Raw genomic sequence first — 24,570 nt, 5'->3', positions numbered from 1 at the left:
AGGCGGCACGATGCGCGATGCGCTCATGGATGGGAATCCGCGAAATCGGCATGATGCCATCCATTCATGGATATCTCCTGGGACGACGCCCGGCTGTTCCTCGCCATCGCGGAGACGGGCAGCTTCAGCGGGGCCGCGCGGAGGCTGCGCATCGGACAACCCACGGTGAGCCGGCGGCTGGCCGCGTTGGAGTACGCGGTGGGCTCCGCGCTGTTCCGCCGGAGCGTGGATGGCGCGGCGCTCACGTCCGCGGGAGAGCGGTTGCTCGTGCCCGCGAAGAAGATGGCGGAGTGGGCCGGGGAGCTGCACCGCGCAGCGGAGTCCGCGGACAGCTCGCCCCGGGGCATCGTGCGCGTGACGGCCACGCCCTACATGAGCTTCGACTTCCTGGCCCCCTTCGCCGCCTTCGTCTCCCAGAAGCACCCGGGCCTGCGCCTGGAGGTGCAATCCCAGATTCAATACCTGGACCTGGGGCGCGGTGAGGCGGACCTCGCGTTGCGCGGACGGCCTCCCACCAGCGCGGACCTGAAGCTCGTGGACACGCTGGAGGTCCCCAACGCCGTCTTCGTGTCCAAGGCCCTGAAGGCCCGGCTGCCGAAGAAGCCATCGCTCCAGCAGCTGCCCTGGGTGGCCTGGGCGCCCCCCTTCGAAGCCGTCCCGCCCAACCCCCAACTGGAGTCGATGATCCCCGGCTTCAGTCCGTCATTCACCGCGGACAACTACCTGGTGCTGCTCGCGGCGGCGGAGGCCGGCCTGGGCGCGATGGTGATGGCGCGCATGGCGCACCGCTTCACCCGCCCCTCGCGCCTCGTCCCTCTGGACGTGGACCTGGGGCCCTTCTCCCGGAGTCAGACCCACCTGGTGTGCGCGAAGTCCGCGCTGGACATTCCCCGGGTGCGGCGTGTGTCAGAGCTGTTGCGCGAGGAGTTCCAACGAATTCGCCTGGGTCGATGAAAACCCCCAACGGCCGGCAGCCCGCGTATTGTGCCCGCCATGCAATCCGTCCGCCCCGCCGCCGCATCCTACGTCCTCATCGACGCCGAGAACGTCGATTGGGCCGTCTCCAACATCGTCGGGCGCAAGCCCGAGCCACAGGACCGGGTGCAGTTCGACCGGCTCGTCGCCTTCTGCGACACGTATTTCCCCAAGCCGGTGCGCTGCGTGGTGGTGCTCAACTCTCGGGGTGAGCAGCTGCCGGACGCGATGATTGGCTTCGTGCGCGCGCTGAAGTCCGCGGGCTGTGAAGTGGCGCTGCTGCACGGCCGTCCGGACCAGAAGGTCGTGGACCTGGGCATCCTCAAGCTCCTGGAGAACATCCGCACCCAGCGCCCGCAGGCGGCGGTCGGCCTGGCCAGCCACGACGGCGCGGACTTCGCGGAGGCGCTCAAGCCCCTGCTCGAAGAGAAACGCCAGGTCGCCGTGCTGGGCCTGCGCGAGTACGTGAGCCAGAAATTCCGCGAGCTGACTCCGCTGGGCCTGAAGGTCGTCGACCTGGAGCTCAACGCCCGCGTGTTCCAGCGCCCCCTGCCCCGGCTGCTGCCGGTCAACGTGGACGAGTTCGATCCTTCTCTGTTCGTCTAGCCGCGGTTTCCAAGCCGGAGTCCGTCCATGTCATCCCAGTCCGTCCCCCAGCGCGGCGGCGCGTCCGCTTCGCTGCACACCCTGCTGGAAGCGGAGTGGCAGTACTCGCTCCAGCAGTACCCCACCTACGCGTCGCTCCTGGGGGACCGGCGCTGGAATGACCGCTGGGATGACCTGAGCCTCACGGCGCTGGAAGCGGATCACCAGCACAGCCACGCCGTGCTGCGCAGGCTCCAGGACGTGGACCGCGCCGCGCTGGACAGCGACGCGGACCGGCTGCACCTGGACCTCTTCCGCCGGATGCACGAGACGTGGCTGGAAGAGTACGGGGTGAAGAGTCACCTCCTGCCCCTCAACCAGATGGGAGGCCTGCCGGAGGGGCTCAAGCAGCCGCCGGGGCTCCAGACGGCGTACCAGCTCGCGGACACCCTGCGCTTCGAGACGGTGCGGGACTACGAGGACTGGGTGAAGCGGCTGGAGGGCTTCGGCGCCTACGCGGATCAGGTGGTGGCGCTGATGCGCGAGGGCATGCGCCAGCACCGCATCCACCCGCGCATCGTGCTCCAGCGCATCCCGCCGCAGCTGGAGCGGCAGGTGGTGAAGGATCCGACGAAGAGCGGCTTCTTCAGTCCCTTCACCCGCATGCCCAAGGACTTCACGCCGGAGGACGCGCGGAGGCTTGCGCAGGCGGGCCGCGACGCCATCGCGAACACCGTGGTGCCGGCGCTGAAGCGCGCCCTGGACTTCGTCACCACGGAGTACCTGCCCGCCGCGCCGGAGACGGTGGGCGTGTGGCAGTTCCCGGACGGCGAAGCGCTGTACACGGTGCTCGCGCGCCGGCACACGACGACGCGGATGACGCCGGAGGAGATCCACGCGGTGGGCCTGACGGAGGTCCAGCGGCTGCGCGCGGAGATGGACGCGGTGATGGCGCGCACGGGCTTCACCGGCACGCTCCAGGGCTTCTTCGACACGCTGCGCACGGAGACGCGCTTCTACGAACCCACGGGCGAGTCGCTGCTCGCGCGCTACCGGACGCTGGCTCGCCGCATTGATCCGCTGCTCCCGCGGCTGTTCCGGACGATGCCGAAAACCCCCTACGTGGTCGAACCCATCGCGGAGGCCATGGCCCCGGACGTGACGACGGGCTTCTACTTCCCGGCCGCCGCGGACGGCTCGCGCCCGGGCACCTTCCAGGTCAACCTCTACCGGCCGGAGACGCGGCCCGTCTGGGAGATGGTGCCCCTGACGCTGCACGAGGCCGTGCCCGGCCACCACTTCCAGGTGTGCCTCGCCAACGAGCAGACGGACGTGCCGGCCTTCCGCCGCTTCACGTCCTACGTGGCCTTCGATGAAGGCTGGGCGCTCTACAGCGAGTCCCTGGGCGACGAGCTGGGCCTGTACGACGACCCGCACGACAAGTTCGGCCAGCTCGCCTACGAGATGTGGCGCGCGGTGCGGCTGGTGGTGGACACCGGCCTGCACGCGAAGCGGTGGACGCGGAAGCAGGCGCTGGACTTCTTCATGGAGAACGCGCCGCGCCAGGAGCTGGACGTCACCAACGAGGTAGACCGCTACATCGCGTGGCCCGGACAGGCGCTGGCGTACAAGGTCGGCCAGCTGCGCATCCGCGCGCTGCGAGACAAGGCGGAGGCCGCGCTGGGGACGCGCTTCGACGTGAAGTCCTTCCACGACGAGGTGCTCCTGACGGGTTCGCTGCCGCTGGACGTGCTGGAGGCGAAGCTCGACGCCTGGGTGGCCCGGGAGTCCGCGTGAAGCGTCCGCTCGTCGCCGGGCTTCTGCTGGGAGGCGTGGCCCTGCTGGCGATGGCCGCCTGGGTCGCGGTGCGCAGCGCGCGCTACATCTCCCAGGAGGTGCACCCGCCCCGGCAACCGGTGGGCAGTCCTCCGCAGGAAGCGGAGTTCGCCGGCCTGCGCGACGTGGCGTTCCAGGACCGCGACGGCCTCCAGCTCAAGGGCTGGTACCTGCCTCCGCGCGACGGGGCGCTCGTCGTCCTGGTCCATGGGCTGTCAGGCAACCGCACGCAGCTCTTGCCCGAGGCCCGCTTCCTGGCCCGGGCCGGGTACGGGCTGGTGCTCTTCGACCTGGGCGCGCACGGCGAGAGCGGCGGAACGGTGTCCACCTATGGCGACCGCGAGGCGACCCAGGTGCGGGCGGCGGTGGACTTCGCCGCGCTCCAGCCGGAGGTGGACGCGAAGCGCATCGGCGCGCTCGGGTTCTCCCTGGGGGGATACTCGGTGCTGAAGGCCGCGGCGGAGGATCCGCGCATCAAGGCCGTGGTGGTGGAGGCCGCGGCCGTGGCGCCCGCGCAGGCGCTCCAGGACGAGCTGGGACACTGGGGTCCCCTGGGCCTGTGGCCGGCGCTGGGGGTGATGAAGCGCGCGGGCGTGGACGTGAACGCCGTGCAACCCGCGCGGGACATGGCCGCGCTCGCGGGCCGCCCCGTCCTGCTGGTCGCGGGCGAGTCGGATCCATGGGTGCCGGACACAGCCCTGGAAAACCTGCTTCGCCAGGGTCAAGGCCCGTGGGAGAAGTGGCGCGTGCCGGGTGCGGGGCACGAAAGCTACCTCCAGGCCTCGCCCGAAGAATATCCACGCAGGGTGTTGGCGTTCTTCTCGCGCTTTCTCTGAATGTGGCGGCTGGGGAGCGGCCGAGGGGTCGGCCGGATGTAAGGAATCTGCCCAGACGCGATCATTCCTTTCCAGGCATGGCATGCTGCGTGACCGGATTGGCCCGTCTTTCCCATCCTCATCAATCTCAAACGCTCGGTACCTGACGGTCTGATGGACCTGGGGGATAAGTCCGTGGACGCAGCGCTCATGCAGACAGTGGTGGCGCGTTTCACCGCGCAGGCGTCCCGGGCGCCCGACGCCGAGGCGGTCCGGTTCGAAGGCGCGGGGCTGACGTACGCGGCGCTGGACCGTCGCTCCAACCAGCTCGCGCACCACCTGCGGGGCCTGGGCGTCACCACGGACGTGCTCGTGGGCGTGTGCCTGGAGCGCTCGGTGGAGATGGTGGTGGCGGTGCTGGCCGTGCTCAAGGCAGGCGGCGCATATCTGCCATTGGACCCGGCCTATCCCGCGCCACGTCTGGCTTTCATGTTGGAGGACGCGAAGGCGCCGGTGCTGCTCACCCAGGCGAAGCTGCGCGCGGGGCTGCCTGCCTTCGCGGGCCCGGTGCTGTGCCTGGATGAGTCCCCTGCCCTCTTCGCTCCGGAGGCCCCGGCGTCGCCGGTGGACGCGTCGAGCCTGGAGGGGCTGGCCTACGCCATCTACACGTCCGGCTCCACGGGCACGCCCAAGGGCGTGGCCATGGGACACCGGCCGCTCGCCAACCTCATCGCGTGGCAGCTGGAGCAGTCCATCGCGGGGCCGGGCACGCGGACGCTGCAGTTCTCCCCGCTGTCCTTCGACGTGTCGTTCCAGGAGCTGTTCGGCACCTGGTGCTCCGGCGGAACGCTGGTGCTGGTGCGGGACGCGCTGCGGCTGGACGCCGTGCTGCTGTTGCAGCTGTTGGCGGACGAGCGCGTGGAGCGGCTGTTCCTGCCCTTCATCGCGCTGCAGAACCTGGCGGAGATCGCCACCTCGCACCAGAAGGTGCCGCCCGCCCTGCGCGAGGTCGTCACCGCGGGCGAGCAGCTCCAGGTGACGCACCACCTGCGCGCGTTCTTCGCCGCGCTGCCGGGCTGCGCGCTGCACAACCACTACGGCCCGTCGGAGACGCACGTCGTCTCCAGCTACGTGCTCCGGGGCTCGCCCGACACGTGGCCCGCGCTGCCGCCCATTGGCATGGCGGTGGACGGCTGCGAGCTGCTGGTGCTGGACGAGCAGAAGAAGCCCGTGCCGCAGGGCGAGTCCGGCGAGCTGTTCCTCGCGGGCGTGTGCCTGGCGAAGGGCTACCTGCACCGCGAGGCGCTGACGGCGGAACGCTTCGTGCCGCACCCGCTCAAGCCCGGCACCAGCGAGCGCGCCTACAAGACGGGCGACCTGGCGCGCGTGCTGCCGGACGGCAACGTGGAGTTCCTGGGCCGCATCGACGGCCAGGTGAAGGTGCGCGGCTACCGCATCGAGCTGGGCGAGATTGAAGTCGCGCTGGGCAGCCACCCCGCGGTGAAGCAGGTGGCGGTGGTGGCGCGTGAGGACGTGCCCGGCGACAAGCGGCTGGTGGCCTACGTCGTCCCGGACGGCACGCTGGAGCACGCGGCCGGGACGCTGCGGCGCCACCTGTCCACGCGGGTGCCGGACTACATGGTGCCCTCCGCGTTCGTGGTGATGGACGCCCTGCCGCGCACGCCCAGCGGCAAGATTGATCGCCGGAGCCTGCCCGCCCCGCTGCCCACGCGGCCGGAGCTGCAGCAGGCGTTCGTCGCGCCGCGCTCGCCGTTGGAGCGCACGCTCGCGGACGCGTGGGCGCAGCTGCTCCGCATCGACCGGGTGGGCGTGCACGACAGCTTCTTCGAACTGGGTGGCAACTCGCTGCTCGCGCTCCAGTGCGTGGCGCGGCTGCGGCAGGCGCATGGGCTGGAGATCCCCATCGTCCAGCTGTTCCAGTCCCCCACGGTGGCGCAGCTGGCGGCGGTGCTGACGGGGGATGCGTCGCGTCCGTCGCTCAAGCAACTGGCGGAGGCGCGGCAGGCGAAGCGTCAGCAGGCGGCGGGCGGCGCGGAGCCGGTGGCCATCATCGGCATGGCGGGCCGCTTCCCGGGCGCGCCCGACATCGAGACGTTCTGGAAGAACCTGGTGGGCGGCGTGGAGTCCGTCGCCACCTTCACGCGCGAGGAGGTGGACCCGTCCGTGCCCGCCGCCGAGCGCGACGCCCCCGAGTACGTGCGGGCGCGCGGCACCCTGGAGGGCGTGGAGCTGTTCGACGCGGCATTCTTCGGCATCATGCCGAAGGAAGCGCAGGTGATGGATCCGCAGCAGCGCCTGTTCCTGGAGACGGCGTGGGAGGCGATGGAGTCCGCCGGCTGCGTGCCGGAGACGTACCCCGGCCTCGTCGGCGTCTTCGCGGGCACGCACAACAACAGCTACCAGCCGCTGCACGTGCTGCCCCGGCAGGACATCGTGGGCCGGGTGGGCGCCTTCCAGGCGATGGTGGCCAACGAGAAGGACTACGTGGCGACCCGCGTCGCGCACAAGCTGGACCTGCGCGGGCCCGCGCTGTCGCTCAACACCGCGTGCTCCACGTCGCTCGTCGCTGTAGCGCAGGCCTTCTGGGCGCTCCAGACGCACCAGTGCGACGTGGCGCTGGCGGGCGGCGCGTCCGTGACGGTGCCCCAGAAGTCCGGCCACCTGTACCAGGAGGGCGGCATGCTCTCCCAAGACGGGCACTGCCGCCCCTTCGACGCGAACGCCACCGGCACCCTCTTCAGCGACGGCCTGGGCGCGGTGGTGCTCAAGCGCCTGTCGGACGCGCAGGCGGACGGCGACGTCATCCACGCCGTCCTGCGCGGCGTGGGCATCAACAACGACGGCGCGGCCAAGGTGAGCTTCGCGGCGCCGGGCGTGGAGGGACAGGCCACCGCCATCGCGACGGCGCACGCGAACGCGGGCATCGACCCTCGCACCATCCGCTACGTGGAGGCGCACGGCACGGCGACGCCGCTGGGCGACCCCATCGAGGTGGAGGCGCTGTCGCAGGCGTTCCGCGCGCACACTTCCGACACGGGCTTCTGCGCCATCGGCTCGGTGAAGAGCAACTTCGGCCACCTCACCGCCGCGGCGGGCGTGGCGGGCCTCTTGAAGACGGTGCTCTCGCTGAAGCACCGCGAGCTGCCGCCGACGCTGCACTTCCAGTCCCCCAACCCCAAAATCGACTTCCCGCGCAGCCCCTTCTTCGTGCAGGCGAAGCGCTCCGCGTGGCCGGAGGGCACCGGCCCCCTGCGCGCGGGGGTGAGCTCGTTCGGCGTGGGCGGCACCAACGCGCACGTCGTGGTGGAGGAGGCCCCGGAGCGTCCCGCATCCGGCCCGTCGAAGCCGCGCCAGCTCCTCACGCTGTCCGCGAAGACGCCCGCGGCCGTGACGCAGGCGGCGCTGCGGCTGGCCGCGCACCTCCAGGCGCATCCGGAGGATTCGCTCGCGGACGTGGCGCACACGCTGGCTACGGGCCGCAAGGCGTTCCCGTTCCGCCGCGCCGTGGTGGCGGGCACCCATGAGGAAGCGGTGCGGGCGCTGACGGCCGCCGAGCCGGAGGCCTCCGCGCTGGAGTCCACGCCGCCCGTCGCGTTCCTCTTCCCGGGACAGGGTTCGCAGCATCCAGACATGGCGCACGGGCTGTACCGCCACGCGCCGGCCTTCCGCGCCACGGTGGATGCGTGCGCGGAGGTGCTCAAGCCGCTGCTCGGGCGCGACCTGCGCGAGGTGCTCTTCCCGAAGGACCCAGAGTCTCCCGAGGCCGCGGAGACGCTGCGCCAGACGTCGTTCGCGCAGGCGGCCCTCTTCACGGTGGAGTACGCGCTCGCGCAGCTCTGGTGGAGCTGGGGCGTGCGACCGGGCGCGCTCGTGGGCCACAGCGTGGGCGAGTTCGTCGCCGCGTGCCTCGCGGGCGTCTTCACGCTGGAGGACGCGCTGCACCTGGTGGCGAAGCGCGGCCAGCTCATGCAGGCGCAGGCGCCGGGCAGCATGCTGTCGGTGCGCCTGTCCGCCGATGCGGTGGCTCCCAAGCTGACGGACGGAATGGCCATCGCGTCGGACAACGGGCCCCGCCTGTGCGTGGTGTCCGGGCCCACGGAGGCCGTGCAGCGGTTGCAGGCCGCGCTGGAGGCGGAGGGCACCGCGTGCCGGATGCTCCAGACGTCGCACGCGTTCCACTCGCCCATGATGGACGCCGCGGTGGCGCCCTTCCTGGAGACGGTGAAGGGCATGCGCCTGTCCGAGCCGCGCATCCCCATCGTCTCCACCGCGACGGGCACGTGGCTGAAGGACTCCGAGGCGACGTCCCCTGAGTACTGGGCGCGGCACCTTCGCGACACGGTCCGCTTCTCCCCCGCGCTGCGCACGCTCTGGGACAAGGGCGACCACCTGATGTTGGAGGTGGGCCCGCGCGTGACGCTCGCCACGCTGGCGCGGCAGCAGGCCACGGCCGACCAGCGCTCGCGGGTGTTCGCCTCCCTGGGCGAGTCCACCGGCGATGCCGCGGACTGGACCGCCCTCCTGACCGCCGCGGGCCAGCTCTGGCGCCGGGGCGTGGCCCTGGACTGGCGGGCCTTCCACGCCGACGAGCAGCGCCAGCGCGTCACCCTTCCTACGTATCCCTTCCAGCGGCAGCGCCACTGGATCGACCTCGAGCGGGCGCCCGTGCCCGCCCCCACCCTCTCCACCGGAGTCGCCGTGAGTCCCGCCCCTGTTCCCCGTGCCGAGCGTCTTGTCCCCACTCTGCGCAACCTGTTCGAGGAGCTGAGTGGCCTGGAGCTGGCTGACGCGGATCCGGGCGCGAGCTTCCTGGAGCTGGGGCTCGACTCGCTGGTGCTCACGCAGGCGGCGCTCGCGGTGCAGAAGCAGTTCGGCGTGAAGGTGACGTTCCGGCAGCTGTTGGAGGAGGTCGCGTCGCTGGGACAGCTCGCCGCGTACCTCGACGGCCGCATGCCGCAAGAGGCCGCGCCCGCCCCGGTGGCCGCCGCGCCGGCCGCGCAGATGACCGCGAACATCCTCGGACAGCCGCAGGCCGCTCCGTCCGCGAGCACCGCGTTCCCGGCCCAGGCCGTGCCCGCAGTCGGTGCATTCCCCGCCCAGGGCGCGCCCGCGCAGTTCGCCTCCGCCGGTGCCGCGTTCCAGGCCCAGGCGATGGCCGCGCCCGCCGGTAGCCTCCAGGCGGTCGTCGCGCAGCAACTCTGGCTGATGACCCAGCAGCTCGCGCTCCTGTCCGGCCAGCCCGCGCAGGCCGTGGCCCCGCAGGCCTTCGCCCAGGCTCCCGCCGCGCAGCCGCAGGCCCAGCAGGCCCCCGCCGCGCAGCCGCAGGCCGCCCAGCCCGCCGCTCCCGCTCCGGCCGCCGCGCCGGATGAGGCCGACCTCAAGGGCCCGGTGAAGTACGACGTGAAGAAGGCCTTCGGCGCCATCGCGCGCATCAGCCTGGCGCCGAAGGACTCGCTCACGCCCCGCCAGCAGACGTTCCTGGAGGACTTCACCCGCCGCTACAACGCGAAGACGCAGGGCTCCAAGCGCTACGCCCAGGACAACCGGAACCAGCTGTCGGATCCGCGCGTGGTGACGGGCTTCCGCCCGCTGCTCAAGGAGCTCATCTACCCGCTGGCCGTGAACCGCTCCAAGGGCTCCAAGCTCTGGGACATGGACGGTAACGAGTACCTGGACGCGCTCAACGGCTTCGGGTCCGTGCTGTTCGGACACGCGCCGGACTTCATCACCCAGGCCGTGCACAAGCAGGTGGACGACGGCTACGAGCTGGGGCCCATGCACCCGCTGGCCGGCGAGGTCGCGAAGCTCGTCTGTGAATTCACCGGCGCGGACCGCGCGGCGCTCTGTAACACCGGCTCCGAGGCGGTGATGGGCGCGATGCGCATCGCCCGCACCGTCACGGGCCGCAGCACCATCGCCATCTTCAGCGGCAGCTACCACGGCATCTTCGACGAGGTGCTGGTGCGAGGCACCAAGAGCCTGCGCACCGTGCCGGCCGCCCCGGGCATCATGGCGGGCGCGGTGCAGGACGTGCTGGTGCTGGACTACGGCACGCCGGAGTCGCTCGAGATCCTGCGCGCCCGCGCGGACTCGCTCGCCGCCATCATGGTGGAGCCCGTGCAGAGCCGCCGCCCGGACTTCCAGCCGCGCGAGTTCCTGCACCAACTGCGCGACCTCACCCAGAAGTCCGGCTCCGTCTACATCTTCGACGAGGTCATCACCGGCTTCCGCATGCACCCGGGCGGCGCCCAGTCCATCTTCGGCGTGCAGGCGGACGTGGCCACCTACGGCAAGGTCGTGGGCGGCGGCATGCCCATTGGCGTCATCGCGGGCAAGCGCCCCTTCATGGACGCGCTGGACGGCGGCCACTGGCAGTTCGGCGACGACTCCGTGCCCACGGTGGGCGTGACGTACTTCGCGGGCACCTTCGTGCGCCACCCGCTGGCGCTCGCCGCCGCGAAGGCCGCGCTGGAGCACATGAAGGCCGCGGGCCCGGAGCTGCAGCGCAGCGTGAGCGCCAAGGCGGACACGCTCGCCACCACGCTCAACGCGTTCTTCGACGAGGTGGGCGCTCCGCTGCGCATCAAGCACTTCGGGTCGCTGTGGAAGACGTTCGTCACGGCGGACGCCGCGAACGCGGACCTGCTGTTCTGCCTGCTGCGCGACAAGGGCATCCACATCTGGGATGGCTTCCCGTGCTTCTTCACCACGGCGCACTCGGACGCGGACCTGCAGCGCCTCATCACCGCGTTCCAGGACAGCGTCACGGAGCTGCAGGACGCGGGCTTCCTACCCGGCACGGCCCGCGCCCAGACGCAGGCCCCCGCCGCCTTCGATTCCAACCAGCCCCCCGTCCCCGGCGCCCGCCTGGGGCGTGATCCGCAGGGCAACCCTGCCTGGTTCGTCCCGCACCCCACGGTGCCCGGCAAGTTCGTCAAGCTGAGCGAGACCCGATGAAGACCCCCGCGACCCCGATTCAGGACCTGCCCGAGGATTTCGACCCGTTCGCCGGGCCCGCGCTGCTGCTCACCGCGCCGTCCACCGAGCCCCAGCGCGAGGTGTGGACCGGCGTGCAGATGGGCCCGGACGCGTCGTGCGCCTTCAACGAGTCCATGTCCGTGCGGCTGCACGGCCCGCTGAACGTCGAGTCCCTGCGCGCCGCGCTCCAGGACCTGAGCGAGCGGCACGAAGCGCTGCGCACCACGTTCAGCGCGGATGGCCTCACGCTGTGCGTAGCCGCCACCACGCCCTTCCCGCTGGAGGTGCTCGCGCTGGACGCACTGCCGCCCTCCGAGCGCGACGCCCGCGTCCGTGAGCTCGTGGCCCAGGAGGTGGAGACGCCGCTGCCCCTGGAGTCCGGGCCGCTGCTGCGTCCGCGCCTGGCCCGGCTGTCCGCGGAAGAGCACCTGCTGACGCTGACCGCGCACCACATCGTGTGCGACGGCTGGTCCATGGCGGTGATGCTGCGCGACCTGGCGACGTTCTATTCGGCGCACGCGCGGAGCACCCCGCACACGCTGTCGCCCGCGCCCACGTTCAGCGATTACGCCCGCGCGCAGGCCCAGCTGGCCACGACGCCGGAGTACGCGGAGCACGAGCGCTATTGGCTGAAGCAGTTCTCCGGTTCGCTGCCGGTGCTGGAGCTGCCGTTGGACCGGCGCCGTCCGCCGTCCAAGACGTACAGCTCCCGGCGTGAGGACTACGTCCTGGAGCCCGCGCTCGTGGAGCAGCTCAAGCGCGTGGGCGCGAAGCACGGCGGCAGCTTCTTCACCACGCTGCTGGCGGGCTTCAAGGCGCTGCTGCACCGGCTGACGGGGCTGGAGGACGTGGTGGTGGCCATCCCCGCCGCGGGCCAGTCCGTGGCCGGGCTGAAGGACCTGGTGGGCCACTGCGTGAACGCGCTGCCCCTGCGCAGCAACGTCGCCGCGGAGGCGCCCTTCACGCAGGTGCTCAAGCAGCTGCGCACCACGATGCTCGATGCCTACGAGCACCAGGAGTACACGTTCGGCACGCTGCTCAAGCAGCTGGCGTTGCCGCGCGACCCCAGCCGTCTGCCGCTGGTGAACGTGCTGTTCAACGTGGACCAGGCCGTCACGGGCGAGCAACTGGCGTTCCAGGGCCTCACCTGCACCCTGGCGAGCAACCCGCGCCACTACGAGAACTTCGACCTCTTCATCAACGCGGCCGAGGCCCATGGCCGCGTGGTGCTGGAGTGCCAGTACAACACCGACCTCTTCGATGGCTCCACGGTTCGCCGCTGGATGTCATGTTACGAAGAATTGCTGCGGGGCGTGGTCGCCGACGCGGAAGCGCCCGTTTCGCGGTTGCCGCTGCTGCCCGCCGCTGAGAAGCAGCGCGTGCTGGTGGACTGGAACGCGACGGAGAAGCCGTTCGACCGTCAGGCCTTCGTCCACACGCTGGTGGCCGCCCAGGCCCAGGCCACGCCGGACGCGGTGGCCCTGCGCTCCGGGGACGCGACGCTCACGTACCAGCAGCTGATCCAGCGCGCCCATCAAGTGGCGAACGCGCTGAAGCAGGAGGGCGTCGCGGCCGGAAGCCTCGTCGGCCTCTTCACGAATCGCGGCGCGGACATGGTCGTGGGCCTGCTGGGCATCCTCGAAGCGGGTGCTGGCTACGTCCCGCTCGACCCCGGCTTCCCGCCGGAGCGTCTGGCCTTCATGGTCGAGGACGCGAAGCTCTCCACCATCCTCACGCAGCAGGCCCTGGTGGCGTCCCTGCCCTCCACGAGCGTGAAGCCCCTGCTCATCGAGGACACGGCCTCGCAGCCCGAGTCCGCGCTCCCGGCGCAGGACGTCTCGCCGGAGGCCGTGGCGTACGTCATCTACACGTCGGGTTCGACGGGCAAGCCCAAGGGCGTGCGCGTCCCGCACCGCGCGGTGGTGAACTTCCTGGGCACCATGCAGGAGGCCCCCAGCCTCTCTGCCCAGGACGTGCTGCTGGCCGTCACCACGCTCTCCTTCGACATCGCCGTGCTGGAGCTGCTGCTGCCCCTCTCCACCGGCGCCCAGGTGGTGCTCGCCTCGCGTGACACGGCTTCCGACGGTGCGCTCCTCAAGGCCGCGCTGGAAGCCAACGCCGTCACCGTCATGCAGGCCACGCCCTCCACCTGGCGCCTCCTCCTGGAGGCCGGCTGGCAGCCGCGTCCCGGCTTCAAGGCCCTCGTCGGTGGCGAGGCGCTTCCCCGCGAGCTGGCTGAGTCGCTCCTCGCTCGCGTCGGCAGCCTGTGGAACATGTACGGCCCCACGGAGACCACCGTCTGGTCCACCACCTGGCGCGTGCAGCCTCCCCTCTCCTCCATCCGCATCGGCCGCCCCATCGCCAACACCCAGCTCTACCTCCTCGACGCGCACCTGGCCCCCGTGCCGGTGGGCGTCGCGGGCGAGCTGTACATCGGCGGCGACGGCGTGACGCTCGGCTACCTCCACCGCCCGGAGTTGACGCAGGAGCGCTTCCTGCCCAACCCCTTCCGCCCCGGCGAGCGCATGTACCGCACGGGCGATTTGGCCCGCTGGCTGGCCGACGGCACCGTCGAGTACCTGGGCCGCAATGACTCGCAGGTGAAGCTGCGCGGCTTCCGCATCGAGCTGGGCGAAGTCGAGGCGGCCCTCGCCTCGCACCCGTCACTGGCCCAGGCCGTCGCCCTCGTTCGCGAGGACCGCCCTGGCGACAGGCGCCTCGTCGCGTACCTCATCGCGCGGCCCGGCCAGACGATTCCGGCGGACGAAGCCCTGCGCGCGCACCTCAAGCAGGGGCTGCCGGAGTACATGGTCCCGCAGCACTTCGTGGCCCTGCCCGCGCTGCCGCTCACGCCGAACGGCAAGGTGGACCGCAAGGCCCTGCCGTCGCCGCAGGTGGAGTCGCAGGAGGACGCCTTCGTCGCGCCTCGCGACGAGACGGAGCAGAAGCTCGCGACCATCTTCGCGGACGTGCTGGGGCTGCGCCGGGTGAGCGTCACGGCGGACTTCTTCCGTCTGGGCGGCCACTCGCTGCTGGCGTCGCAGGCCCTCACGCGCGCGAGCCGAGACCTGGACGTCAGCCTCACGCTGCGCCGCATGTTCGAAGCGCCCACCGTGGAGAAGCTGGCCCGGCTGGTGCGCGGCGACGACGGGGCCACCAGCCCCGCGCAGCGCATCTCCGCCCGCGCCGGCACCGCGCCCGCGCCGCTGTCCCTCATGCAGCAGCGGCTTTGGTTCCTGGAGCAGCTCAACCCGGGCACGGCCGTCTACAACCTGCCCTCCGCGTTCCGCCTCCACGGCGCGCTGGACGTGGGCGCGCTGCGCTTCAGCTTCAACAAGCTGCTGGAGCGCCAGTCGTCCCTGCGCACCTTCGTACGGTGGGACGAGGGCACGCCGGTGCAGCACGTGGCCGCGTCCCTGACGGTGGAGCTGGAGCCGGTGGACCTGGAGCCCGTCCCTGCCCACACGCGTGAGGAGGACCTGCTGCGCCGCCTCCAGGCGCTGGCGGACGAGTCCATCCCCATCACCGCCGCGCCGCTGTTCCGGCTGACGCTGTTCCGGCTGGGCGCCAACGAGCACGTCCTCTTCTTCATGCCCCATCACCTCATCTGGGATGGGTGGTCGTTCGACGTGTTCCTGCGCGAGCTGGACGTCATCTACTCCGCGCTCACCCAGGGCCAGGAGCCCAAGCTCCCCACCCTGCCCATCCAGTACGCGGACTTCACCGAGTGGCACCGCGACTGGCTCCAGGGCGAGGAGCTGGAGCGGCAGGCGCGCTACTGGAAGGGGAAGCTCTCCGGGAACCTGCCCGCGCTGGAGCTGCCCACGGACAAGCCGCGCCCCGCGCAGATGAGCCTCAAGGGCGGCACGGAGCCCTTCGTGCTCACCGGCGCGGAGGTGGCCGCCCTCACGAAGCTGGGCCGCGAGTCCAACGCGACGCTGTACATGGTGCTGCTCACGGCGTTCAAGACGCTGCTGCACCGCTACAGCGGCCAGGAGGATCTGGTCGTGGGCACGCCCATCCGGGGCCGCTCGCATCCGGAGGTCGAGGACCTGCTGGGCTTCTTCGTCAACACGCTCGTCCTTCGCACGCAGCTGGCGCCGGAGCAGACGTTCCGGCAGCTGCTGGAGCGCGTGCGAACCACGTGCATGGAGGCCTTCGGCCACCAGGACATGCCCATCGAGCTGCTGATGCAGCAGCTGGGTGTGCAGCGCGACCTGAGCCGCACGCCGCTGTTCCAGACGTTCTTCACCTTCCAGGACGTACGCAACCGCGGCTCCAGCCTGGGTGACCTCACCTACGGACAGGTGCACGTGCACGCGCACGCGACGCCGCTGGACCTGAGCTTCTGGGTGAAGGAGACGGCGAACGGCATCGTCGGCGGTATGGACTACAACACCGACCTGTTCGAGCGGGACACCGTCGTCCGCATGCTCGAGCAGATCCGCACGCTGCTGCGCGCCGCGGTGTCCGACGCGGAGGTGCCGGTGTCGCGCATGCCGCTGCTTCCCGAGTCGGAGAAGCAGCGCGTGCTGGTGGACTGGAACGCCACGGAGAAGCCGTTCGACCGGAACGCCTTCGTCCACACGCTCGTGGCCGCGCAGGCCCAGGCCACGCCCGACGCGGTGGCGCTGCGCTCCGGCGCTGTGACGCTCACGTACCAGCAGCTGATCCAGCGCAGCCACCAGGTGGCGAACGCGCTCAAGCAGGAGGGCGTCACCGCCGGGAGCCTCGTCGGCCTCTTCACCGAGCGCGGCCCGGACATGGTGGTGGGCCTGCTGGGCATCCTCGAAGCGGGCGCGGGTTACGTCCCGCTCGACCCCGGCTTCCCGCCGGAGCGTCTGGCCTTCATGGTCGAGGACGCGCAGCTCTCGCTCGTGCTCACCCAGCGCGCGCTCCAGAGCACCCTGCCCTCCACCACGGCGAAGTCCCTCTTCGTCGAGGACACCACGTCGCAGGCGGACACGGCCCCCGAAGCTCCCGCCGTCACGCCCGAGGCCGTGGCGTACGTCATCTACACGTCGGGTTCGACGGGCAAGCCCAAGGGCGTGCGCGTCCCGCACCGCGCGGTGGTGAACTTCCTGGGCACCATGCAGGAGGCCCCCAGCCTCTCTGCCCAGGACGTGCTGCTGGCCGTCACCACGCTCTCCTTCGACATCGCCGTGCTGGAGCTGCTGCTGCCTCTCACCACCGGTGCCCAGGTGGTGCTCGCCTCGCGTGACACGGCCTCCGACGGCGCGCTCCTCAAGGCCGCGCTGGAGTCCAACGCCGTCACCGTCATGCAGGCCACGCCCTCCACCTGGCGCCTCCTGCTGGAGGCCGGCTGGCAGCCGCGCCCCGGCTTCAAGGCCCTCGTCGGTGGCGAGGCCCTTCCCCGCGAGCTGGCTGAGTCGCTCCTCGCCCGCGTCGGAAGCCTGTGGAATATGTACGGCCCCACGGAGACCACCGTCTGGTCCACCACCTGGCGCGTGCAGCCTCCGCTCTCCTCCATTCGCATCGGCCGCCCCATCGCCAACACCCAGCTCTACCTCCTCGACGCGCACCTGGCCCCCGTGCCGGTGGGCGTCGCGGGCGAGCTGTACATCGGCGGCGACGGCGTGACGCTGGGCTACCTCCACCGGCCCGAGTTGACGCAGGAGCGCTTCCTGCCCAACCCCTTCCGCTCCGGCGAGCGCATGTACCGCACCGGCGACCTCGCCCGCTGGCTGGCCGACGGCACCGTCGAGTACCTGGGCCGCAATGACTCGCAGGTGAAGCTGCGTGGCTTCCGCATCGAGTTGGGCGAAGTCGAGGCGGCGCTTGCCTCGCACCCGTCACTGGCCCAGGCCGTCGCCCTCGTTCGCGAGGACCGCCCCGGTGACCGCCGCCTCGTCGCGTACCTGGTGACGAAGCCGGGACAGGCCTACACGGACACGGAGCTGCGCAAGCACCTGCGTTCGCAGCTGCCGCAGTACATGGTGCCGCAGCACTTCGTGGAGATGGAGGCGCTGCCCCTCACGCCGAACGGCAAGGTGGACCGAAAGGCCCTGCCGCCTCCGGCGGGCACCACGCGCGCCGTCGAGGACGCCTTCGTCGCGCCGCGCACGCCGACGGAGCAGCACCTGGCGCGCATCTGGCGGGAGGTCCTCGGCATCGCGCAGGTGGGCGTGCACGACAACTTCTTCAACATCGGCGGGCACTCGCTCCTGTCCTTCCAGGTCGTGATGCGCGTCAAGAAGGAGCTGAGCCAGGAGCTGCACCCGCGCACGCTCCTGCTCAACACGCTGGAACAGGTGGCCTCGCAGCTGGCGCCCGCGGCGGCGGCTCCCACGCCCGCCGTCAGGACGCAGCCCGTCATGCCGCCAAAGACTGCCACTCCGGAGACTTCTGTTCCCCTGGCGCAACGCTTGTTCAATAAGCTGAAGGGGAAACTGCCGGGGCGCTCGGACTGAGCGGCCCTTTGAGGAGAATGGTCAGACCGTGACGCCCTGTTTCTTCGGCACCTCCGAACGACAGCTCTTTGGCATGCACCACCCCGCGCAGGGAGCCGAGCGCTCCACCGGGGTGGTGCTCTGCTACCCCGCCGCGCAGGAGTACATGTTGACGCACTGGGCCTTCCGGAAGCTGGCCGGGATGCTCGCGCGCGAGGGCTTCCACGTCTTCCGCTTCGACTACTACGGCACGGGGGACTCGGCCGGCGAGGCCCACGAGGGCCGGGTGGCCACGTGGGTCCAGGACATCCGCAACGCCGTCAATGAATTGCAGGACGTGACGGGCGTGCAGCGCGTGGCGCTCGTGGGCCTGCGGCTGGGCGCGGCGCTCGCGGTGCGCGCCGCATTGGAGGGACTGTCCACCGCCGCGCTCGTGCTCTGGGAGCCCCTGGTGGAGGGCGAGGCCTGGCTCCGGGAGCTGGAGCTGCTCCAGGCGCGCCGGGACACCCGCACGCTCTTCCCGCGGCCCGAAAGCCCGCTGGAGGTGCGCGAGGAGCTGCTCGGCTTCTCGTTCCCCCGCTCCCTGCGCGACGACATCCTTTCGCTGGACCTGGCCGCGCTGCCCGCGTGGCCGTCAACGCGCACGCACCTGGTGGCCAGCGCGCAGAAGCCCGAGTACCAGCGGCTCCAGGAGCACCTGGAGAAGACGGGCCTGCCCTTCCAGCACCACCTGGTGCCCGAGGAGGGCGCGGGCGGCCAGGAGTCCGCGCTCTTGTCCAACCGCATCCTGCAGACCATCACCACGCTGCTGAAGGAGGCCGCGTGATGCGCGAGCGCATCTGTACCTTCGGCCCCGAGCAGAGCCTCGTGGGCATCCTCACGGAACCGGACCCGGCGAAGGTCCTGCCGGAAGCGCCCGTGGTGGTGCTGTCCAACGTGGGCCTCAACCACCACGTGGGCCCGTACCGGGTGTGGGTGGAGCTGGCGCGCCAGCTGGCGGGGCGCGGGTTCACCACGCTGCGCTTCGACCAGTCCGGACTGGGAGACAGCCGCCCCCGCCGCGAGGGCGGCGCCGACGAGTTCCAGCGCGCCCGCGAGGAGACGCGCGCGGCGCTCGACTACCTGGAGCAGAAGAAGGGCCAGAAGCGCTTCGTGCTGATGGGCCTGTGCTCCGGCGTGGACAGCGCGCACGCGGTGACGGTGGCGGATCCGCGCGTGGTGGGTGCGGCCTTCATCGACGGCTACACGTACCGCACGCTGGGCTACCACCTGCGCTTCCACCTGCGCTACCTGAGCCCCCGCCGGTGGACGCGATTCCTGCGCAAGCGCAAGCTGCCCGCCCAGCTGCGCGAGGCCGGAGAGGCCGACGAGGTCTACACGCGCGAGTACCCGGAGCGCTCGCAGCTGACGCAGGACTACAAGCAGCTCATGGAGCGCGGCGTCAGCCTGTGCTTCGTGTTCTCCGGAGGCATGGGGCTGTCCTTCAATCACGAGGGCCAGTTCTACGAGATGCTCTCGCCGCTGAAGCTGGAGGGCCGCGTCACGTACGCCTTCTATCCGCGCGCGGACCACCTCTTCTCCGTGCCGGAGGACCGCGCGGAGCTCCTGCGCAAGCTCACCGCCTGGGCCGTGGGGACGGTGCCGCCGCGAGCACTGACGGGCTGACGGGCGCCTGCTCGCCCGGCGAGCGGGGACGCGGCTGGGGGTCGGGTGCGCGTCAAGCGCTTGTTTCCCACCCGACGGTCGCCACCTTCGAAGCACACACGTTCTTCGAAGGAGCGCCCCCCATGAAGCTCCCCCTGATGGCAGCACTGGCAACACTCGCCTTCTCCGGTCAGGCGTTCGCGCAGAGCCACACCGACCACGAGGCGCCGCCCATGCAGGAGCCGTCCACGGACGCGCCCCAGGACAGCGCGGAGCGCTGGGACAAGGCCACGGGCGGCTCGGGGTCCTCGGGCGTCCTGGCCCCGGATGACGACAGCGTCGTGGACCCGGCCCGCGTCGATGAAGGCGTGGGCGGCTCCGGCTCCACCGAGCAGGGAAGCAACAGCACCAGCGACCACTCGTCCTCGGCGAAGCCGGGCACCCCGAACGCCGGCACCCCGGGCAACAAGGGGGCGAAGATGGAAGTGACGCCGCCGGCCTGGGACAAGAACAAGGAGATGGGCAGCCCCGTCAGCCCCACCACGGGCACCCCGCCGGTGGAAGGCAGCGCGGGCAACTAGCGTCCGCCCCGCTTCGACAGACGCTGTAATGGCAGACGTGGACGGGCTTCGTGTGAGTGAAGCCCGTCCATACCCCTTGTGGGGGACAGACCTCCGGGCTTTCCAGCCTGTAAGTCCTTGCATGGACTGGTTGGAAGGAGGCCCGTGGGATGAACCTTACCGCGCACGAACAGGTGCTCGTGCTCGAGCTGACCCGGGCACTCTCCAGCTCATTGGATTTGACCGAGGTCCTGGCCCGCGCCCAGGGAATCCTCACGCAGCTCCTGCCCTGCGACTACGCGGCCTTGTGCGTGTCCAGGCCGGAGCGGCCCGGGGACTATGAATGGATGGGGCTGGGAGCCCCGGGCATCCTCTTCGCGCACTACCCGGAGCTGGCCACGGTGGGCGTCGCGCGCGCCACGAACCAGGTGTCGAGCAAGGAATTGAAGCGCAATCTCCTGTACCTGCGCTGCCGGGAGATGGGACTCCCTCTGGAACATGTCCTGGCGGTGTTGCTGGAGCTGCGGCAGGACTGGCACGGCGGCTTCACGCTGTACCGGGAGCAGACCCTGCCCTTCTCCGAACGGGAACAGGACCTGCTGGAGGACCTGAAGCCCTATCTGGCGAACACGGTGCGCAACTGCCGGATGTTCGAGCACGAGGCGATGCGGGGAGACCTGCTGGACGCGCTCTTCCACCACCAGGGCGCCGAGTGCGTCGTGATGGATCCACCGGAGCACGAGAAGCTGAGGACCCCGGGAGCGACGGAGCTCCTGCGGCGCTGGTACCCGGAGGAGATGAAGGCGGATGACTCACGCCTGCCCCAGGAGCTGCGCGAGCACCTGACGCGTCTGCTGACTCCGGGGATGAATCGGCTCCTGAGCGTGGACACCTGGACGCGCTCCGGGCTGAAGCACGACCTGAAGGTGACGTTCGTGGAGCTGCCGGAGCAGCGCGGCCACCATCCCTGGGTGCTGGTGTTGCAGGAGTGCTCGCGGGCCATTCCGATACCGGAGCCCTGGCGCCAGAAGCTCTCCAGGCGCGAAGCGGAAGTGGTCCAGGGGGTCCTCCGCAACTGGACGAACGAGCTCATCGCCGAGGACCTGGGCCTGACGCTCAACACGGTGAAGACGCACCTGCGCAACATCTTCCCCAAGCTGGGCATCGAGAGCCGCACGGACCTCCTCTACCAGGCCGCCTGGAGGCAGAAGCCGGGGTGAGGAGGCCTGGGCGCGCGTGCTCAAGGCTCCCGGAAGAACTTCGGGAACAGGGCGCGCGTGGTGCGGGCGGAGAGGATGAGCGCGGCCTGTTCCGCCGGGGACGTGAGCTTGCGCAGCTCCGTCTCCAGGTCGGCCACGTGGTCGCCGTCCGCGGCGCCGTGGCCCTTGAGGAAGAGGACGGCCTTGTCGATGTTCGCGATGCCGCTCTCCGCGATGAGCCGGTCCACGGAGCCCGGGGCCCGGTTCACGGACAGGTATTCCAGCACATAGGCCGTGCCCAGGAACGCGGTGGGCACGCCTGACTGCGTGGTGAAGCGGTTCCACTCCACGTAGGCGCGCACGGCGGTGCAGATGGGCGCGCGCTCCACGCGCTCCTCCGTCCAGCCCAGGGCCTTCAGGTCCTTGAGCAACCACTGTTCATGGCCCCGCTCCTCGTGCGCCTTCTGGAACAGCAGCTCCGCGAGCGCGGGGTTGCGGCCCTCGCGGTGCACGCGCTCGCCGGACTCGGTGAAGAAGCCCTCGCTCCACCGCACGTACTGGTACGACTGGATGAGGTAGTGGACGTAGTCGTCCTGGCGGATGCGCCCCTCGAAGAGGCGCCGCACGCCCGGCGTCACGTCCAGCTCATGCACGAGCATCCGCGCCTCGTGCCGCAGGGAGTCCAGCCAGTCCGTCTTCGCCGTCTGCTCATGCCTGGGCTGCTTGCACATACACGTCTCCTGACAGGGGCCCGTGAAGGCCCGGTGGGTGCTGCGTTGAGGGTGAAGGGGAAGAGAGGAGCGCGCCGGCCTGGGGTCAGGCGGCGTCGGCGTCCAGCGACTCGAAGAGCTTCAGCGTCCGCCGCGGAATGTCATCCAGCGCGGCGACGAGCGGCACGGTGAAGCGGTTGAAGGCGGGATCAAAGTGCGGCGGCGCGATGAAGCGAGCCCCCAGCTTGTCCGCGAACAGCGACAGCACGGACGGCATGCGCAGGGCGGACAGGTGGCCCTGGCGGGCCTGGGTGCGCTGCTCCGCGGTGAGCCGGGCGGCCAGGGGGGCCGCGGGCGGCGGGGGAAACTCCCGGGTCCGTACACGGAAGCCGTCGCTGACCCAGCCCTGGCGCGCGGCGGCGAGAAAGTAGAGGTCCGCCTCCTCTTGCGAGTCCGTCTCCATGTTGGCCGCGGCGATCCAGTGGGTGACGCCACGCCGTCGGCTCTCGCGGTACAGGCCGGCTTGGAGACGCAGCACGGCGGAGTTCCGGTGGCTCCGGGTGACGCAGTAGCGAGTGGTCTCCGCGAACACGCGGCCCGGCGCGACGAGCTCCGACAGGTCGAGCTTCTTCTCGATGTCCAGCCCCACGAGGGTGTCCGCGAAGGCCGCCACCTCCGCGTTGGGCGTCAGCAGCCGGGCGGTCGCCACCGGCTCCGCGCCCGAGTAGACGACGACGTGGGAGGTGGTGCGGAGCGTGTCGAAGCAATCCGCTTCACGCGGGGCCCGGGGCCGCTTGGGCCCCAGCATCCGCATCTCCTCGCCAAAAACCCGGTAACGGATGCGGAGCGCGTCATCCAGTTCGCACTGCGCTGTGGCGACACGGCAACTCAATGAAGGCATGGCGGGTCTCGCTTCCACGGTGCTTGCCGGACTTGTGTGTCCGGCCCCGACCTTTCATTCGTCGCTGCCCTGCCGAGTGCGCTCACGGGTTGTCTTTTTTCATCGAGCCCGGCCAACCGCCCGCCACCTCCGCCCGCCCCACCCCGTGGCGCATGGTCCACGTCCCCGGGAGTGGCTCCCTTTGGACAGACGATGGAGGAGGACACCATGACCGAGCAGACGCCCGAGGCCCCGGGAGCCCCTTCCGAACGCAAGCTCCACAAGCTCAGCCCCTTCGAGCTGAAGGACGAGCTCCTCCAGGTCGCGGACGAGGCCGTGAAGACCCGAGAGGCGGTGATGCTCAACGCCGGCCGGGGCAATCCCAACTGGATTGCCACCACGCCGCGCGAGGCGTTCTTCCTCCTGGGCCAGTTCGCGCTCACGGAGAGCCGGAGGGCCTGGGACGTCCCCGAGGTGGGGCTCGCGGGCATGCCCAGGTCCCCGGGCATCGCCAGACGCCTGCATGAGTTCCTGGATGCGAGCGATGACGAGCCCGCCGTGCAGCTGCTGCGCGGCGCGCTGACGTACGGGGAGCAGACGCTGGGCTTCAATCCGGACCGGTTCGTCTGGGAGCTCACGGACGCAGCCATTGGAGACAACTATCCGGTGCCGGACCGGATGCTCACGCACGCCGAGCGCATCGTGCAGGAGTACCTGACGCAGGAGCTGTTCGCGGGACGCCCGCCTTCCGGTCGCTTCGACCTGTTCGCGGTGGAGGGCGGAACGGCCGCGATGACCTACCTCTTCCACTCCCTGATGGTGAACGGCCTGCTGCGCAAGGGAGACACCATCGCGCTGGGCGCGCCCATCTTCACGCCCTACCTGGAGATTCCGCGCCTGAAGGAGTTCAGCCTGCGCACGGTGGACATCTTGCAGAGCGCGACCTCGAAGGACGGCCACCACACCCGGCAGTACCCGGACGCGGAGCTGCGCAAGCTGGAGGACCCGCGCATCAAGGCGTTCTTCGTCGTCAACCCGTCCAACCCGGGCGCGGTGGCGATGCGGAAGGAGTCCGTCCACAAGCTGGTGGACCTGGTGCGCAAGCGCCGGCCGGACCTGTTGATCATCACGGATGATGTCTACGGCACGTTCGTCAACGGCTTCCGTTCGCTGGCCGCGGACCTGCCGCGCAACACGCTGCTGGTGTACTCGTACTCCAAGCACTTCGGCTGCACGGGCTGGCGGTTGGGCGCGGTGGCGCTCCACGAGGACAACATCCTGGACGAGGCGCTGGCGAAACAGCCCTCGTCCCAGCGTGCGTTGCTGGAAGCGCGGTATGGCGCCATCACGTCGCACCCGGGGCGGCTGAAGTTCATCGACCGGATGGTGGCGGACAGCCGGGCCGTGGCGTTGAACCACACGGCGGGCCTGTCACTGCCGCAGCAGCTTCAGATGACGTTGTTCTCGCTGTTCGCGTTGCTGGACAAGGACGGTGTCTACAAGAAGTACTGCCAGCGCATCTGCCAGGACCGGCTCCAGGCCCTCTTCGAGGGCATGGGCATTCCGCTGCACGAGGATCCGCTGCGCACGGCCTACTACCAGACGCTGGATCTGGAAGCCTGGTGTCGCGAGCACATTGGCGAGGACTTCGTCCGTTTCATCGAGGACCACCACGACCCGCTGGAGCTCGTCTTCACGCTGGCCCGTCGCCACGGCGTGGTGCTGCTCAACGGCAGCGGCTTCGACGGACCTCCCTGGTCGGCCCGTGTGTCATTGGCGAACCTGGAGGACGACGCGTATCCACGGATTGGCCGGGATCTCCGGGATGAAGTGCTCCGCGCCATTGATGCGTGGAAGAAGGCCCGCGGGGAACCGCCTCCAGGCCTGCACTGAAACACGTCTCAATGGGATGAAACGGACCCTGGTCTCCATGCACGGAGGCCAGGGTCTTTTTCGA

General features: G+C 70.5%; 13 protein-coding genes. 11 read left to right on the top strand and 2 right to left on the bottom strand.

From position 1 onward, the window contains the following. The first annotated feature begins 66 nt into the window (after positions 1-66). The 10 genes from GTZ93_RS36395 (at position 67) to GTZ93_RS36350 (ending at position 21,044) form a co-directional block, all read left to right on the top strand. Positions 67-954, top strand: a complete 888-nt coding sequence (locus tag GTZ93_RS36395) for a LysR family transcriptional regulator (protein ID WP_161663271.1) — start codon at positions 67-69, stop codon at positions 952-954. 39 nt (positions 955-993) lie between these two features. Beyond that, positions 994-1,581: an NYN domain-containing protein gene (locus GTZ93_RS36390; protein WP_120595105.1), complete on the top strand. Its 588-nt coding sequence runs from the start codon at positions 994-996 to the stop codon at positions 1,579-1,581. A gap of 27 nt (positions 1,582-1,608) precedes the next feature. Beyond that, positions 1,609-3,357 (top strand): DUF885 domain-containing protein, encoded by a 1,749-nt coding sequence (locus GTZ93_RS36385; RefSeq protein ID WP_139922876.1) that lies wholly within the window; start codon positions 1,609-1,611, stop codon positions 3,355-3,357. After that, positions 3,354-4,232 (top strand): alpha/beta hydrolase, encoded by an 879-nt coding sequence (locus GTZ93_RS36380; protein ID WP_139922874.1) that lies wholly within the window; start codon positions 3,354-3,356, stop codon positions 4,230-4,232. Before GTZ93_RS36385 ends, GTZ93_RS36380 begins: the two co-directional genes overlap by 4 nt. A 174-nt stretch (positions 4,233-4,406) precedes the next feature. Next, on the top strand, positions 4,407-11,189 hold the full coding sequence (locus GTZ93_RS36375) for a polyketide synthase (RefSeq protein ID WP_222595362.1): 6,783 nt from the start codon (positions 4,407-4,409) through the stop codon (positions 11,187-11,189). Next, the gene (locus GTZ93_RS36370) at positions 11,186-17,641 is read left to right on the top strand and encodes a non-ribosomal peptide synthetase (protein WP_139921009.1); all 6,456 of its coding nucleotides are present in this window, start codon (positions 11,186-11,188) and stop codon (positions 17,639-17,641) included. The genes GTZ93_RS36375 and GTZ93_RS36370 overlap by 4 nt, the downstream gene beginning before the upstream one ends. Positions 17,642-17,669: 28 nt before the next feature. Continuing rightward, positions 17,670-18,446 (top strand): alpha/beta fold hydrolase, encoded by a 777-nt coding sequence (locus GTZ93_RS36365; RefSeq protein WP_139921010.1) that lies wholly within the window; start codon positions 17,670-17,672, stop codon positions 18,444-18,446. Further along, entirely contained in the window at positions 18,446-19,285 is an 840-nt protein-coding gene (locus GTZ93_RS36360) for an alpha/beta fold hydrolase (RefSeq protein WP_120579960.1), read from the top strand. The genes GTZ93_RS36365 and GTZ93_RS36360 overlap by 1 nt, the downstream gene beginning before the upstream one ends. A 122-nt stretch (positions 19,286-19,407) precedes the next feature. Beyond that, positions 19,408-19,845, top strand: a complete 438-nt coding sequence (locus tag GTZ93_RS36355) for a hypothetical protein (RefSeq protein WP_139921012.1) — start codon at positions 19,408-19,410, stop codon at positions 19,843-19,845. Positions 19,846-19,994: 149 nt separating this feature from the next. After that, on the top strand, positions 19,995-21,044 hold the full coding sequence (locus GTZ93_RS36350; RefSeq protein ID WP_139921014.1) for a response regulator transcription factor: 1,050 nt from the start codon (positions 19,995-19,997) through the stop codon (positions 21,042-21,044). Between the two features lie 20 nt (positions 21,045-21,064). On the opposite strand, the gene GTZ93_RS36345 is transcribed toward GTZ93_RS36350, so the two are convergent. Beyond that, the gene (locus GTZ93_RS36345; RefSeq protein ID WP_139921016.1) at positions 21,065-21,754 is read right to left on the bottom strand and encodes an iron-containing redox enzyme family protein; all 690 of its coding nucleotides are present in this window, start codon (positions 21,752-21,754) and stop codon (positions 21,065-21,067) included. Between the two features lie 85 nt (positions 21,755-21,839). Continuing rightward, complete coding sequence (locus tag GTZ93_RS36340) at positions 21,840-22,634, bottom strand: GNAT family N-acetyltransferase (protein WP_139921018.1); 795 nt, start codon at positions 22,632-22,634, stop codon at positions 21,840-21,842. Between the two features lie 207 nt (positions 22,635-22,841). Between GTZ93_RS36340 and aspD the strand changes: the two genes are divergently transcribed. Beyond that, positions 22,842-24,506 carry an aspartate 4-decarboxylase gene (aspD, locus tag GTZ93_RS36335; protein ID WP_139922823.1) on the top strand — a complete coding sequence of 555 codons (1,665 nt, stop codon included), beginning with the start codon at positions 22,842-22,844 and terminating at the stop codon, positions 24,504-24,506. The last annotated feature ends 64 nt before the right edge of the window (positions 24,507-24,570 follow it).

Source organism: Corallococcus exiguus (genome assembly GCF_009909105.1).
Classification (GTDB): domain Bacteria; phylum Myxococcota; class Myxococcia; order Myxococcales; family Myxococcaceae; genus Corallococcus; species Corallococcus exiguus.
Note: the sequence above shows the minus strand (reverse complement) of the source record. Positions and strands in the feature narration are given on the sequence as shown.

Coding starts and splice junctions, on each gene's coding strand:
- GTZ93_RS36345 (WP_139921016.1), bottom strand. CDS start 21,754: ATGTGCAAGCAGCCCAGGCATGAGCAGACGGCGAAGACGGACTGGCTG.
- GTZ93_RS36395 (WP_161663271.1), top strand. CDS start 67: ATGGATATCTCCTGGGACGACGCCCGGCTGTTCCTCGCCATCGCGGAG.
- GTZ93_RS36360 (WP_120579960.1), top strand. CDS start 18,446: ATGCGCGAGCGCATCTGTACCTTCGGCCCCGAGCAGAGCCTCGTGGGC.
- GTZ93_RS36370 (WP_139921009.1), top strand. CDS start 11,186: ATGAAGACCCCCGCGACCCCGATTCAGGACCTGCCCGAGGATTTCGAC.
- GTZ93_RS36390 (WP_120595105.1), top strand. CDS start 994: ATGCAATCCGTCCGCCCCGCCGCCGCATCCTACGTCCTCATCGACGCC.
- aspD (WP_139922823.1), top strand. CDS start 22,842: ATGACCGAGCAGACGCCCGAGGCCCCGGGAGCCCCTTCCGAACGCAAG.
- GTZ93_RS36355 (WP_139921012.1), top strand. CDS start 19,408: ATGAAGCTCCCCCTGATGGCAGCACTGGCAACACTCGCCTTCTCCGGT.
- GTZ93_RS36350 (WP_139921014.1), top strand. CDS start 19,995: ATGAACCTTACCGCGCACGAACAGGTGCTCGTGCTCGAGCTGACCCGG.
- GTZ93_RS36340 (WP_139921018.1), bottom strand. CDS start 22,634: ATGCCTTCATTGAGTTGCCGTGTCGCCACAGCGCAGTGCGAACTGGAT.
- GTZ93_RS36385 (WP_139922876.1), top strand. CDS start 1,609: ATGTCATCCCAGTCCGTCCCCCAGCGCGGCGGCGCGTCCGCTTCGCTG.